The sequence below is a fragment of the Mycolicibacterium grossiae genome (assembly GCF_008329645.1).
In the GTDB taxonomy this organism is placed as follows: Bacteria; Actinomycetota; Actinomycetes; order Mycobacteriales; family Mycobacteriaceae; genus Mycobacterium; species Mycobacterium grossiae.
In genome coordinates this window covers 3,730,240-3,744,020 of sequence record NZ_CP043474.1, presented here as the reverse complement: position 1 = coordinate 3,744,020, position 13,781 = coordinate 3,730,240, and the positions used below count along the sequence as shown (strand labels likewise).

The window sequence follows — 13,781 nt, the reverse complement described above, 5'->3', positions numbered from 1 at the left end:
GCGTGTCAGGGAGGTCTCAGGCGAGGTGTGCGACGGCGTCGCGCATGCGCTCCCCCGCCGCCCGCAGGGCGGTGACGTCCGGACCGGCGCGCAGCACCTCGCGCGACACCGCGGGCAGCAGCGTGCCCGGCGCGGCGCCACCGAGTCCCGCCAGCGTCTCCGGTCGGCCGCCCTGGGCGCCCACCCCGGGGATGAGCACGGGGCCGTTCAGCGCGCTGAGATCGGGCACCTCGCTCAGCGTCGCACCGACCACGACGCCGACCGAGCCGTGGCCGCCGGCGGCATTCTCGGCCGCCGCCCGGTCGACGATCGATTGGGCGATGGTCCGGCCCTCGCGGGTGGCACCTTGCACCTCGGCACCCTCCGGGTTGCTCGTCGCGGCGAGCACGAACACTCCGCGGTCCCGCTCGGCCGCGAGGTCGAGCAGCGGGCGCAGCGAGCCGAAGCCCAGATACGGCGACGCGGTCACGGCGTCGCACGCCAGCGGCGAGTCCCCCGCCCACGCTGCCGCATACGCCGCCATCGTCGTCCCGATGTCGCCGCGCTTGGCGTCGGCCAGCACCAGCACGCCCTCACCGCGCAGGCCGGCGATCGTCTGCTCCAGCACCGCGTATCCCGCGGCGCCGTGGCTCTCGAAGAATGCCACCTGCGGCTTCACCACCGCGATGCCGGCGAAGGCCTCGACGCACGCGTCGGCGAACGCCCGCAGGCCGGCGGCATCCGCCGTCAGGCCCCAGGCGCGCAGCAGTTCCGGATGCGGGTCGATGCCGAGGCACAGCGGCCCACGCGCGGCGACCGCGGCCGCCAGCCGGGCGCCGAAGCCGGTCACGGGTGGGTGCCGAGCTGGCTGTGCAGCTCCTGCACCGAACGCACGCCGATGTCGCCGCGGATCCCGGCTTCGATGCCCTGCACCGCGGCCGACGCACCCTGCACCGTGGTGACGCACGGGATGTTCATCGCGACCGCCGCGGAACGGATCTCGTAGCCGTCGACGCGCGGGCCCGAGTTGCCGTACGGCGTGTTGATGACCATGTCCACCTGGCCGGCGCGGATCGCGTCCACCGCGGACACCTCGGGGCGGCCTTCGCCGGGTCCCTCGAAGTTCTTGCGCACCACCTCGCACGGAATGCCGTTGCGGCGCAGCATCTCCGCGGTGCCCTCGGTGGCCAGCACGCGGAACCCGAGGTCGGCCAGCCGCTTCACCGGGAACACCAGCGAGCGCTTGTCCCGGTTGGCCACCGACACGAACACCGTGCCGTTGGCGGGCAGCGACCCGTACGCCGCGGTCTGGCTCTTCGCGAACGCCGTGCCGAAGTCCCGGTCGATGCCCATCACCTCGCCGGTGGACTTCATCTCCGGCCCCAGCAGCGAATCGACCTGCGAGCCATCGGTCCTGCGGAACCGGTTGAACGGCAGCACGGCCTCCTTGACCGCGATCGGCGCGCCCGGGGAGACCGCGGCCCCGTCGCCGGTGGCGGCCAGCATGCCCTCCTCGCGCAGCTGCGCGATCGTCGCGCCGAGCATGACCCGGGCGCACGCCTTGGCCAGTGGCACGGCCGTCGCCTTCGACACGAACGGGACGGTGCGGCTGGCCCGCGGGTTGGCCTCGAGCACGTAGAGCACGTCGTCCTTGAGCGCGTACTGCACGTTGAGCAGGCCGATGACGCCGACGCCGAAGGCGATGGCCTCGGTGGCCCGGCGCACCGCCTCGATGTCCTGGCGGCCCAGCGTCACCGGCGGCAGCGCGCACGCCGAGTCGCCGGAGTGGATGCCCGCCTCCTCGATGTGCTCCATGATGCCGCCGATGTAGACCTCGGACCCGTCGCACAGCGCGTCGACGTCGATCTCGATGGCGTCCTCGAGGAACCGGTCGACCAACACCGGGTGCTCGGGCGACAGTTCGGTGGCGCGGGTGATGTAGCCCTCGAGCGTCTGCTCGTCGTAGACGATCTCCATGCCGCGCCCGCCCAGCACGTAGCTCGGCCGTACCAGCACCGGGTAGCCGATCTCGGCGGCGATCTTGCGCGCCGCCTCGAAGCTGGTGGCGGTGCCGAAGCGCGGCGCGGGGAGCCCGGCGTTCGTCAGCACGTCGCCGAAGGCGCCGCGGTCCTCGGCGAGGTCGATGGCCGCGGGCGGGGTGCCGACGATGGGGACGCCGGCGTCCTCGAGACGCTGCGCCAGCCCCAGCGGCGTCTGGCCGCCGAGCTGGACGATCACCCCGACGACGCCTGGACCGCCTGCGCCGGAGAGCTGTTCGGCGTGGTAGACCTCGAGCACGTCCTCGAAGGTGAGCGGCTCGAAGTAGAGCCGGTCGGCGGTGTCGTAGTCGGTGGACACCGTCTCGGGGTTGCAGTTCACCATCACGGTCTCGAAGCCGGCCTGGCTCAGCGTGGTGGCGGCGTGCACGCAGCTGTAGTCGAATTCGATGCCCTGCCCGATCCGGTTGGGGCCCGAACCGAGGATCAGCACCTTGGGCTTCTCGGTCTGCGGCGCCACCTCCGTCTCGGCGGCGGGATCGAGTTCGTAGCTGCTGTAGTGGTACGGCGTCCGCGCCTCGAACTCCGCGGCGCAGGTGTCGACGGTCTTGTACACCGGGTGGATGCCGAGCCGCTGCCGCAGCGCCCGGACCCCCATCTCGCCGGCGAGTTCGGAGCGCAGCGAGGCGATCTGGCGGTCGGACAGACCGCTGTGCTTCGCCCGGCGCAGCAGGTCCTCGTCGAGCACCGGCGCCCCGCGCAGCTCGGCCCACAGCGACACCAGCCCGCCGATCTGGTCGACGAACCACGGGTCGACGCCGGACGCCTCGGCGACGCGTTCGACGCTGGCGCCGAGGCGCAGCGCCAGCTCGATGTCGTAGAGCCGACCGTCGGTCGGCGTGCGGAGCCGGTCGAGGATCTCCTCGACGTCGAGGTCGGGGTCCGGTCCGGTCCAGAAGCCGGTCCGGCCGGTCTCCAGCGAGCGCATCACCTTGCCGAGTGCCTCGATGAAGTTGCGGCCCATCGACATCGCCTCGCCGACGGACTTCATCGTGGTGGTCAGCGTGGCGTCGGCGCCGGGGAACTTCTCGAACGCGAACCGCGGCGCCTTCACGACCACGTAGTCCAGCGTCGGCTCGAAGCAGGCCGGCGTCTCCTTGGTGATGTCGTTGACGATCTCGTCGAGCGTGTAGCCGATCGCCAGTTTCGCCGCGATCTTCGCGATCGGGAAGCCGGTCGCCTTCGACGCCAGCGCCGAGGACCGCGAGACGCGGGGGTTCATCTCGATGACGATCAGCCGGCCGTCGGACGGGTTGATGGCGAACTGGATGTTGCAGCCGCCGGTGTCGACGCCGACCTCGCGCAGGATCGCGATGCCGAGGTCGCGCATCCGCTGGTATTCGCGGTCGGTGAGCGTCATCGCGGGCGCCACGGTCACCGAGTCGCCGGTGTGCACGCCCATCGGGTCGAAGTTCTCGATCGAGCAGACGACCACGACGTTGTCGTTGCCGTCGCGCATGAGTTCGAGTTCGAACTCCTTCCACCCGAAGATGGACTCCTCGATGAGGACGTTCGCACTCGGGGAGGCCGCGAGCCCGTCGCCGGCGATGCGTTCGATGTCTTCGGTGGAGTACGCCATGCCCGAGCCGAGGCCGCCCATCGTGAAGGAGGGCCGCACGACGACGGGCAGGCCGAGGTCGGCCACCGTGTCGCGGACCTCCTCCATCGAGAAGCACACCCGCGACCGCGCCGACTCGCCGCCGACCTTGGCGACGATGTCCTTGAACTTCTGCCGGTCCTCGCCGCGCTGGATGGCGTCGAAGTCGGCGCCGATCAGCTCCAGGTCGTACTTCTCCAGCACGCCGTTCTCGCTCAGGGCGACCGCGGTGTTCAGTGCCGTCTGCCCGCCCAGGGTGGCGAGCAGGCCGTCGATCTTGTTGCCGCGCTCGGCGTGCTGGGCGATGACCTTCTCGACGAACGCCGGCGTGATCGGCTCGATGTAGGTGTTGTCGGCGTACTCCGGGTCGGTCATGATCGTGGCCGGGTTGGAGTTGATCAGCGTGACCTGCAGGCCCTCGGCGCGCAGCACCCGGCACGCCTGGGTGCCGGAGTAGTCGAACTCGGCCGCCTGGCCGATGACGATGGGTCCGGAGCCGATGACGAGGACGTGGTTGAGGTCGGTGCGGCGTGGCATCTAGCGGCCCCTTCCGGCCTGGACGTCGGCCATCAGGTCGACGAATTGGTCGAACAGGTAGTTGGCGTCGTGCGGCCCGGCCGCTGCCTCCGGGTGGTACTGCACCGAGAACGCGCGCCCGTTGGTGAGCTTGATGCCCTCCACCACACCGTCATTGGCGCAGGTGTGGCTCACCATCGCCCGCCCGAACGGGGTGTCGAACTCCTCGCCGGCCTCGCCTTCGAGGGCGAAGCCGTGGTTCTGCGCCGTCACCGACACCCGCCCGGTCGCGTGGTCCATCACCGGGACGTTGATGCCGCGGTGGCCGAACACCATCTTGTAGGTGCTGCGACCCAACGCGCGGCCGAGGATCTGGTTGCCGAAGCAGATGCCGAACAACGGGATTCCCGCCTCGATGACCTGCCGGGTGACCGCGACGACGTGGTCGGCGGTGGCGGGATCGCCGGGCCCGTTGGACAGGAACACCCCATCGGGGGCGATCTCGGCGATCTGGTCGAACGTGGCGCTCGACGGCAGGACGTGGCTGAGGATGCCGCGGCGCGCGAAGTTGCGCGGCGTGTTGGTCTTGATGCCGAGATCCAGTGCGGCGACGGTGAACCGGCGCTCGCCCTCGGCGTCGACGACGTAGCTCGCGTCGGTGGTCACCGCGCCCGCGAGGTCGGCGCCCAGCATCGACGGTTGGCTGCGGACCCGGTCGAGCAGCTCCTCGATAGGTGCCTCGGCCGCGTCGCCGCTGAAGACGCCGGCCTTCATCGACCCGGCGGTGCGCAGGTGCCGCACCACGGCGCGGGTGTCGATGCCGGCGATGCCGACGATGCCCTGCCGGGTCAGCTCGTCGTCGAGGGTGCCCGTCGCGCGCCAGTTCGACGGCCGCGGGGAGGGGTCGCGGACGGCGTAGCCGGCCACCCAGATACGGTCGCCGCGGCTCTCGGCGTCCTCGCCGTTCCAGCCGGTGTTGCCGATCTGCGGTGCCGTCGCGACGACGATCTGACCGTAGTAGCTCGGATCGGTCAGCGTCTCCTGGTAACCGGACATCCCGGTGGAGAACACCGCCTCGCCGAGCGTCTGCCCCACGGCGCCGAACGGCGTGCCGGTGAACACCCGGCCGTCGTCGAGCACCAGGACCGCACGGTCCCGCTGCGATCCCCCGCTTCCCGCTGCACGCGTCACGCGGCGTCCTCCTGTACCCACTTGGCGAGCTCGCGGCGGTCGTCGCCGCGGAACCCGGTGTCGATCTCGGTGCCCGACGGCAACTTCCAGCGGATCGCCAGGATGCCGTCGAAGGTCAGTGCCCTGCCCGCGAGTGCCCGCTCGGTACGGATCGCGGTGATGCAGTCGTCCGGGATCCAGAGGGGGCTGGCGCCGCTGCGCTGCAGCATGATGCCCTCCGGATAGCGGGTCATGACGGCCTTGCTGCGGAAACCCAGGTCGCCTGCGACGATCCGGTCGAGCCAGCTGGGCGATCCGGCGGTGGCGGCGGGCGAATCCGGCCGGGCGACCGTGCTGCCGAGGTACAGGCCCCGGGTGGCCCCGATCAGCGCCGGGCCGACGGTGTCGGGCAGCCCGGGCAGCATGCCGATCATCTCGACCTGCCGCTGCGCGCGGCGCTGCCAGCCGCGCATCATCCGCCCGATGAAGAAGGCGATGAGTACCGCCAGGACCGCGGCCATGATCAGCGAGGCGACGAGGGTGGGGGTGTTCACGACGTCAGGTCCTTCCGTGTCGCCGGGCCGGCCGCGCCGAAACCGTTGGCCGCGATGCCGTCCCGGGCGGTCACCGTGCCGCGCAGCAGCGTCAGCGTGACCGTGGCGGGCAGCGTCATCGCCTCGTAGGGCGTGTTCGCCGAACGGCTGGCGAGGTCGGCGCCGGTCACCGTCCAGGTCGCCTCCGGGTCGACGACGGTGAGGTTGGCCGGCTCCCCCACCTCGAGCGGACGGCCCTGGTCGGGCAGGCCGACGATCGCCGCGGGCGCCTCGCTCATCACCCGCGCGACGTCGCGCCACGACAGCAGACCGGGACGGACCATGGTCTCGGCGACCACCGACAGCGCGGTCTGCAGGCCCAGCATGCCGGGGCGCGCGGAGGCGAACTCGCACATCTTCTCGTGCTCGGCGTGCGGCGCGTGATCGGTGGCGACGCAGTCGATCACACCGTCGGCCAGCGCCTGGCGCAGCGCGACCGCGTCGCTGGCCTCGCGCAGCGGCGGGTTCACCCGGTTGCGGCCGTCGTACTCGGCGAGCCGGCCGTCGTCGAGCAGCAGGTGGTGCGGGGTCACCTCCGCGGTGATCGCGATGCCCTGCTCCTTGGCCCAGCGCACCAGCTCGACGGTGCCCGCGGTCGAGGCGTGGCAGACGTGCACGCGCGCACCGGCGTCGCGGGCGAGCAGCGCGTCGCGGGCGACGATCGACTCCTCGGCCGCGCGTGGCCACCCGGCGAGCCCCAGCCGCGCGGCGTTGGGCCCCTCGTGGGCGACCGCGCCGGCGGTCAGCCGCGGCTCCTCGGCGTGCTGGGCGATCAGCACGCCGAGCCCGGTGGCGTACTCCAGCGCGCGGCGCATCACCAGCGGATCGGCTACGCACACACCGTCGTCGGAGAACATTCGCACCCGCCCGGCGCCGGCGGCCATCAAGCCCATCTCGGTCAGCTGCGTGCCGCCCAGGCCCACCGTCACGGCACCCACCGGGTGCACGTCGACGAGGCCGACCTGCTGACCGCGGTGCCAGACGTGGTCGGTGACCACCACGCTGTCGGCCACCGGGTCGGTGTTGGCCATCGCGAACACGGCGGTGTAGCCGCCGAGAGCGGCTGCCGCCGAACCGGTCTCGATGTCCTCGGCATACTCGCGGCCGGGCTCGCGCAGGTGGGTGTGCAGGTCGACGAAGCCGGGCAGCAACACCTGACCCCGTGCGTCGACGACGTCGGCGCCCTCGGGCGCGGTCAGCTCCGGGCCGATGTCGGCGATCTGGCCGTCGGCGACGAGTACGTCGACCGGGTCGCCCTCGCCGTAGCAGCGGACGCCGCGTAGCAGCAGACTCACGAATTCACTCCCACCGCATCGGTGTCGGCCCCCACCAGCAGATGAAACAGCACCGCCATCCTCACGTGCACCCCGTTCGTGACCTGTTGCAGCACAGCCGATCTCGACGAGTCCGCCACCGAGGACGCGATCTCCATCCCGCGCAGCATGGGCCCCGGGTGCATCACCACGGCATCCTCGGCGAGGCCGGCGAGGCGCTTCTCCCCCAGTCCGTAGCGCACCGAGTACTCGCGCGCCGACGGGAAGAAGCCGCCGTTCATCCGCTCGGCCTGCACCCGCAGCATCAGCACCACGTCGGCGCCGGGCAGCTCGGCGTCCAGGTCGTGCGAGACGGTCACCGGCCAGCCGTGCACCCCGACGGGCAGCAGCGTCGGCGGCGCCACCAGCACGACCTCGGCGCCGAGCGTGGCCAGCAGCTGCACGTTGGAGCGCGCGACGCGGCTGTGCAGCACGTCGCCGACGATCACCACGCGGCGGCCCTCGATGGCGCCGAGCCGCTGCCGGATGGTCAGCGCGTCGAGCAGGGCCTGAGTGGGGTGCTCGTGCATGCCGTCGCCGGCGTTGACGACGCACGGCCCGCCGTGGTCGGGTTCGGCCGTCCAGGCGGCCAGTTGCTGCGCCGCACCGGACGCGGGGTGTCGGATGATCAGGGCGTCGGCGCCGGCGGCCCGCAGCGTCAAGGCGGTGTCGCGCAACGACTCTCCCTTGGCCACCGACGAACCGGAGGCGCTGACGTTGATGACGTCGGCGCTCATCCACTTGCCGGCGACCTCGAACGACACCCGCGTGCGGGTGGAGTTCTCGTAGAACATCGTGATGATGGTGCGGCCCCGCAGCGTCGGGAGCTTCTTGACCTCGCGGCCGAGCAGCGCCTCGGCGAACCGGTCGGCGTCGTCGAGGATGGCGGTCGCCTCGTCGCGGGTCAGGTCCGCCGCGGAGAGCAGGTGCCGGGCGCTCATCGTCGGGGACCTCCGGTGTTCGCGATCCGCACGCCGTCGTGGCCGTCGTGTTCGGCCAGGCGCACCTTGACGTTGTCGGTGCGCGACGTGGGGACGTTCTTGCCGACGTAGTCGGCGCGGATGGGCAGTTCGCGGTGGCCGCGGTCGACGAACACCGCGAGTTGCACGATGCGCGGCCGGCCAACGTCGCGTAGCGCGTCGAGCGCGGCGCGCACGGTGCGGCCGGAGTACAGCACGTCGTCGACGAGCACGACCACCGCGTCGTCCACCCCGCCGGCGGGGATGCTGGTCTCGGCGAGCGGCCGGGGCGGCTTGCTCATCAGGTCGTCGCGGTAGAGGGTGACGTCGAGGGCACCCGAGGCGACCTCGACGCCGGAGAACTCGGTGATCTGGCGTGCGAGCCGGGCCGCGAGCGTCACGCCGCGGGTGGGGATGCCGAGCAGCAGCACGCGCGGGGCATCGGCGCCGCCGAGGGCGGTCTTCTCGATGATCTGGTGCGCCATGCGCGAAATGGTGCGGGTGACGTCCGCGGCCGACAGCAATTCCCGGTCGGAGCCGGCAGCGGAAGCGCCGGCGGGGGCAGTGGACACGGGTGACCCGGACCTCCTTCTCCGCCTCACGGGACGGATCGTTAAAGGACGTCGAACTGGGGTGGAACTCTACCACCGGGTCGGCGCGCCGCCGGCGGCGGCCGACCGCTGGCTACGCTGGTCGACGATGAATCTCGATTCCAATCGCGCGTCCATCCAGGAGGTCGTCGACGCCGGGCTGCTGTCCGGAGCGGTCACGATGGTCTGGCAGGACGACCGGGTGCTGCAGGTCAACGAGATCGGCCACCGCGACGTCGCCGCCCGGCTGCCGATGCAGCGGGACACGATCTTCCGCATCGCCTCGATGAGCAAGCCGGTCACGGTGGCCGCCGCGATGGCCCTGGTCGAAGAGGGCCGGTTCCGCCTCGACGACCCCGTCACGCCGTGGTTGCCCGAACTGGCCGACGTGCGGGTGCTCGCGACGCCGGACGGTCCGCTCGAGCGCACCGTGCCCGCGCGCCGCCCGATCACGTTCGACGACCTGATGACCCACCGCAGCGGCCTCGCCTACGCCTTCTCGGTCGGTGCGCCGCTGAACCGGGCCTACGGCCGCCTGATGTTCCGGCAGGACCAGGACCACTGGTTGGCCGAACTGGCCCAGCTGCCGCTGGCACACCAGCCCGGCGAGCGGATGACCTACAGCCACTCCACCGACGTGCTCGGCATCGCACTGTCACGGATCGAGGGCAAGCCGCTCACCCAGGTGCTCGACGAACGGATCTTCGCCCCATTGGGCATGCGCGACACCGGGTTCGCGGTCACGCGGGAGGGCCGGACCCGGGCGGCCACGATGTACAAGGTCGAGGACGACGGGGCCGGTACGCCGACGCTGCGCGACGACGTGATGGGTCCGGCGCCGGTCACGCCGCCGACGTTCTGCACCGGCGGGGCCGGCCTGTGGTCGACCGCCGACGACTACCTGACCTTCGCCCGCATGCTGCTGGCGGGCGGCACCGTCGACGGCGTGCGGGTGTTGTCACCGGAATCGGTCACCGCCATGCGCACCAACCGGCTCACCGACGAGCAGAAGAAGGTGCCGTTCCTCGGCATGCCGTTCTGGCGCGGCCGCGGTTTCGGGCTCAACCTGTCGGTGGTGACCGACGCGGCGCAGTCACGTCAGCTCTACGGGCCCGGCGGTCTCGGGACCTTCAGCTGGCCCGGCGCCTACGGCACGTGGTGGCAGGCCGACCCGTCGGCGAACCGGATCATGCTGTACCTGATCCAGAACCTGCCGGACCTCACGTCGGATTCGGCCGGCGCTGCGGTGGCGGGCAACACCTCACTGCTGAAGCTGCAGGCGGCTCAGCCCCGCTTCGTGCGGCGCACCTATCAGCTCCTCGACGCGTAGCGGTCTCCCGCGGCGTGCCCGGCGTGCCTGCGCTGCACGACCAGTCCCGCGACGATGATGACGACGGCGGACAGCGCCGAGAGCCCGATCGCCTGCTGCTGATCGGGGTCGAAGGCCATCAGCACCAGGATCGCCACGATCCCGACGATCGTGACCACGGTGAGGTACGGGAACAGCCACATGGCGACCGGCGCGCGCTCGCCGTCGGCGCGCATCCGGCGGCCCAGCACGAATTGACTGCTGGCGATCGCGAGGTAGACGAACAGCGCCACCGCGCCGCTGGTCGCCAACAGGTAGCCGAAGATCTTCTCCGGCAACAGGTAGTTGCCCGCGACGGCCAGGAAGCCGACCACCATGGAGGCCAGCACGGCGACCCACGGCGCACCGTTGCCGGCCACCCGGCGCACGGCCTGCGGCGCGTCCCGGCGCTCACCGAGGGAGAACAGCATGCGCGACGCGGTGTACAGCGCGGAGTTCAGGCACGACGCCACCGCGGTGAGGATGACGAGGTCCATGATGAGCTTCGAGCCGGGGATGCCGATCGCCTGCAGCACGGACTGATACGAGCCGTCGGTGAGCTGGTCGTAGGGCATCAGCGCCACGACGACGAAGATCGAGCCGAGGTAGAACAGCGAGATCCGCCAGATGACGGAGTTGACGGCCCGGCCGATGCCCTTGGCCGGGTTCTTCGATTCGGCCGCGGCGATCGTGACGATCTCGGTGCCCATGAAGGAGAACATGGTGATCAGCAGACCGGCGATCACCGCACCGAAGCCGTTGGGCATGAACCCGTCAGGCTCCCAAAGATGGTGGATGCCGCTGACCTGCGAGTCGGGGATGACGCCGAGGATGGCGGCGACGCCGACGCCGATGAAGGCGACGATCGCCACGACCTTGATGAGCGCGAACCAGAACTCGAACTCGCCGTAGTTGCCGACGCTGACGAGGTTCGTGATCGTCAGCAGCAGCGTCACCGCCAGCGCCCAGATCCACTGCGCGCCGCCGACGAGGTCGGTGAGGATCGCCGCGGCGGCCGTGGCCTCGACCGGGATGACGAGCACCCAGAACCACCAGTACAACCAGCCGACGGTGAAGCCCGCCCACCGGCCCAGGGCGCGGTCGGAGTACACCGAGAACGAGCCGGTGTCCGGGTTGGCGGTCGCCATCTCGCCCAGCATCCGCATGACGAGGACGACGAGCAGCCCAGCGAGGAAGTACGAGATGAGCACGGCCGGACCGGCCTCGGCGATGGCGTTGGCCGAGCCGACGAACAGGCCGGCACCGATCACGCCCGCGATCGAGATCATCGTGATGTGCCTCGACTTGAGGCTGGTGCCCAGTCCGTTGCCGGGCGTCGCCGCCGGATCCGCGTCCACCTGTCCGCTCATGACCGCATCCCCTCTCCCGGCGCGGCCCGGCAGGGCGCGCGCAGCCAAGATCAGCGCAGTCTTCCCAGCCGCCCGATCGGTGAAACCACCGAGCGAGCGGCGGGTGTCAGGACTCTTCGGCGGGGCCGGCGGCGCCGCGCACCGCGGCGGCGGCCGCGCGGATCTGCGGGGTGACGAGCATGATCTGTCCCAGGACGCCGTTGACGAACCCGGGCGACTCGTCGGTCGAGAGCTTCTTGGCTAGCTCGACCGCCTCGTCGACCGCGACGGGCTCCGGGACGTCCTCGGCGTGCAGCAGCTCCCACACCGCGACGCGCAGGATCGCGCGGTCGACAGCGGGCAGCCGTTCCAGCGTCCAGCCCTGCAGGTGGGTGGAGATGAGGTCGTCGACGTGGGCGGACTGCTCGGTGACGCCGTGCGCGACGGTCACCGTGTAGGGGGCCAGCGGTGTCACGTCGGGTTCGGTGTCGGCGAGTGCGTCGCGCGCCTCGGCCACCTCGGCAGGCGTCAGGCCCCGGGCCTCGGCTTCGAACAACAGGTCCACGGCGCGCTTGCGGGCCTGGTGCCTGCCCCGGTGCTTCCCGTCGCGGCCAAGGTCAGGCATTGACCCTTCCCAGGTAGCTGCCGTCGCGCGAATCGACCTTCAGCTTGTCACCGGTGTTGATGAACAGCGGCACCTGGATCTCGGCGCCGGTCTCCATCGTGGCGGGCTTGGTGCCGGCGTTGGACCGGTCGCCCTGCAGGCCCGGCTCGGTGCTGGCGACGAGGAGTTCGACGGTCACCGGCAGCTCCAGGTACAGCGGCGCGCCGTCGTGGAAGGCGATCTGCACCGGCATGCTCTCGAGCAGGAAGTTGGCGGCGTTGCCGACGAGCGACTCCGGCAGCGGGTGCTGCTCGTAATCCTCGGAGTCCATGAAGACGAAGTAGCTGCCGTCGCGGTAGAGGTAGGTCGCGTCGCGGCGGTCCACCGTGGCGGTCTCCACCTTCACGCCCGCGTTGTAGGTCTTGTCGACCACCTTGCCGGACAGCACGTTCTTCAGCTTGGTCCGCACGAACGCCGGGCCCTTGCCGGGCTTGACGTGCTGGAACTCGATGATCTGCCACAGCTGACCGTCGATCTGCAGGACGAGTCCGTTCTTGAAGTCTGCGGTCGATGCCACGTTGGGTACTACTCCTGATCTTGTTTAGAGAATCGCGAGTTCCTTGGGGAACCGGGTGAGCAATTCTGGCGTGGGCGCTTCCTCCCCACCGACGACCAGGGTGTCCTCGATGCGGACGCCCCCGCGGCCGGGGAAGTAGACGCCGGGTTCCACGGTGACCGCGGAGCCAGCAAGCAGTGTACCGGCGGACGACGCGCTGATCCCCGGCGCTTCGTGGATCTGCAGTCCGACGCCGTGGCCGAGCCCGTGGCCGAAGTTCTCGGCGAACCCCGCGTCGGCGATGACCTGCCGTGATGCGCCGTCGACGTCGCGCAGCACCACGCCCGCCGCGAGCGCCTCGCGCCCGGCGCGCTGGGCGGTGGCCACCAGGTCGTAGACGTCGCGCTGCCACTGCGCGATGGGCGCCAGGACGAACGTGCGCGTCATGTCGGAGTGGTAGCCCGCGACCAGGGCGCCGAAGTCGATCTTCACGAAGTCGCCGGCGGCGAGGACCGCCTCGGTCGGGCGGTGGTGCGGGATCGCCGAGTTGGCGCCCGCGGCGACGATGGTCTCGAAGGACGGGCCGTCGGCGCCGTGGTCGAGCATGCGGGACTCGAGTTCGCGCGCCACCTCCTTCTCGGTGCGGCCCGGTCGCAGCCCGCCGGCGGCGACGAGGTCGGCCAGCGCCGCGTCGGCCGCCTCGCAGGCCAGTCGCAGCAGGGCGATCTCGCCGGCGTCCTTCACCTCGCGCAGCGCCTCCACCGTTCCGGCCGCCCGGACGAAGTCGAGGTCGCCCGCCGCCTTCTGCAGCTGCGCGAAGCCGTCCACGGTCAGTACGTGGCTCTCGAAGCCGAGCCTGCGGACGCCGGACGCGGCGGCCTTGGCGGCGAGCTGAGGTCCGCAGGCCCGTTCGATGACCAGTTCGGCGTCGGGCGCCTGCGCGGCGGCCTGGGTGACGTACCGGCCGTCGGTCGCCAGCACCGGCACCTCGTCGTCGGCGCGGATGAGCAACGCGGCGTTCGAGCCGGTGAATCCGGACAGATAACGCACGTTCACCAGGTCCGTGACCAGCAGTGCGTCCAGCTCGGCGGACCGCAGCCGGCGACGCAGGCGGTCCCTGCGGTGGGAAATCGTCACGACCCTCGACGCT

Annotated in this window: 12 protein-coding genes; 1 reads left to right on the top strand and 11 read right to left on the bottom strand. The window is 71.2% G+C overall.

Features of this window, described 5'->3' with window-relative positions; genetic code table 11:
- Window positions 1-16 precede the first annotated feature (16 nt).
- The 7 genes from pyrF to pyrR are packed head-to-tail and all read right to left on the bottom strand — an operon-like array spanning window position 17 to window position 8,756.
- Complete coding sequence (pyrF, locus tag FZ046_RS18115; RefSeq protein ID WP_070353959.1) at window positions 17-829, bottom strand: orotidine-5'-phosphate decarboxylase; 813 nt, start codon at window positions 827-829, stop codon at window positions 17-19.
- A complete protein-coding gene (carB, locus tag FZ046_RS18110) occupies window positions 826-4,170 on the bottom strand; it encodes a carbamoyl-phosphate synthase large subunit (protein WP_070353960.1) in 3,345 nt (1,114 codons plus the stop codon). The genes pyrF and carB overlap by 4 nt, the downstream gene beginning before the upstream one ends.
- A complete protein-coding gene (carA, locus tag FZ046_RS18105; RefSeq protein ID WP_099045956.1) occupies window positions 4,171-5,292 on the bottom strand; it encodes a glutamine-hydrolyzing carbamoyl-phosphate synthase small subunit in 1,122 nt (373 codons plus the stop codon). It lies immediately after the preceding gene.
- A 44-nt stretch (window positions 5,293-5,336) separates the two neighbouring features.
- Window positions 5,337-5,873, bottom strand: a complete 537-nt coding sequence (locus FZ046_RS18100; protein WP_070353962.1) for a PH-like domain-containing protein — start codon at window positions 5,871-5,873, stop codon at window positions 5,337-5,339.
- Window positions 5,870-7,207, bottom strand: coding sequence for a dihydroorotase (locus FZ046_RS18095; RefSeq protein WP_070353963.1), 1,338 nt, complete (start codon window positions 7,205-7,207; stop codon window positions 5,870-5,872). Before FZ046_RS18095 ends, FZ046_RS18100 begins: the two co-directional genes overlap by 4 nt.
- On the bottom strand, window positions 7,204-8,166 hold the full coding sequence (locus FZ046_RS18090) for an aspartate carbamoyltransferase catalytic subunit (RefSeq protein ID WP_070353964.1): 963 nt from the start codon (window positions 8,164-8,166) through the stop codon (window positions 7,204-7,206). Before FZ046_RS18090 ends, FZ046_RS18095 begins: the two co-directional genes overlap by 4 nt.
- Window positions 8,163-8,756 (bottom strand): bifunctional pyr operon transcriptional regulator/uracil phosphoribosyltransferase PyrR, encoded by a 594-nt coding sequence (pyrR, locus tag FZ046_RS18085; protein WP_070353965.1) that lies wholly within the window; start codon window positions 8,754-8,756, stop codon window positions 8,163-8,165. Before pyrR ends, FZ046_RS18090 begins: the two co-directional genes overlap by 4 nt.
- Window positions 8,757-8,883: 127 nt before the next feature.
- Between pyrR and FZ046_RS18080 the strand changes: the two genes are divergently transcribed.
- Window positions 8,884-10,104, top strand: coding sequence for a serine hydrolase domain-containing protein (locus FZ046_RS18080; protein WP_070354012.1), 1,221 nt, complete (start codon window positions 8,884-8,886; stop codon window positions 10,102-10,104).
- Here the strand turns inward: FZ046_RS18080 and FZ046_RS18075 are convergent.
- The 4 genes from FZ046_RS18075 to FZ046_RS18060 form a co-directional block, all read right to left on the bottom strand.
- Complete coding sequence (locus FZ046_RS18075; RefSeq protein ID WP_070353966.1) at window positions 10,086-11,492, bottom strand: amino acid permease; 1,407 nt, start codon at window positions 11,490-11,492, stop codon at window positions 10,086-10,088. The two genes, FZ046_RS18080 and FZ046_RS18075, sit on opposite strands and share 19 nt — an antisense overlap.
- 106 nt (window positions 11,493-11,598) lie before the next feature.
- Complete coding sequence (nusB, locus tag FZ046_RS18070; protein ID WP_070353967.1) at window positions 11,599-12,096, bottom strand: transcription antitermination factor NusB; 498 nt, start codon at window positions 12,094-12,096, stop codon at window positions 11,599-11,601.
- Entirely contained in the window at window positions 12,089-12,652 is a 564-nt protein-coding gene (gene efp, locus FZ046_RS18065; RefSeq protein ID WP_070353968.1) for an elongation factor P, read from the bottom strand. The genes nusB and efp overlap by 8 nt, the downstream gene beginning before the upstream one ends.
- 24 nt (window positions 12,653-12,676) lie before the next feature.
- Complete coding sequence (locus FZ046_RS18060) at window positions 12,677-13,768, bottom strand: aminopeptidase P family protein (protein ID WP_070353969.1); 1,092 nt, start codon at window positions 13,766-13,768, stop codon at window positions 12,677-12,679.
- Window positions 13,769-13,781: the final 13 nt, after the last annotated feature.

What these genes read in the sequence shown, in the direction of transcription:
- carB (WP_070353960.1), bottom strand. Translation starts at nt 4,170, where the DNA reads ATGCCACGCCGCACCGACCTCAACCACGTCCTCGTCATCGGCTCCGGA.
- FZ046_RS18090 (WP_070353964.1), bottom strand. Translation starts at nt 8,166, where the DNA reads ATGAGCGCCCGGCACCTGCTCTCCGCGGCGGACCTGACCCGCGACGAG.
- FZ046_RS18080 (WP_070354012.1), top strand. Translation starts at nt 8,884, where the DNA reads ATGAATCTCGATTCCAATCGCGCGTCCATCCAGGAGGTCGTCGACGCC.
- FZ046_RS18075 (WP_070353966.1), bottom strand. Translation starts at nt 11,492, where the DNA reads ATGAGCGGACAGGTGGACGCGGATCCGGCGGCGACGCCCGGCAACGGA.
- nusB (WP_070353967.1), bottom strand. Translation starts at nt 12,096, where the DNA reads ATGCCTGACCTTGGCCGCGACGGGAAGCACCGGGGCAGGCACCAGGCC.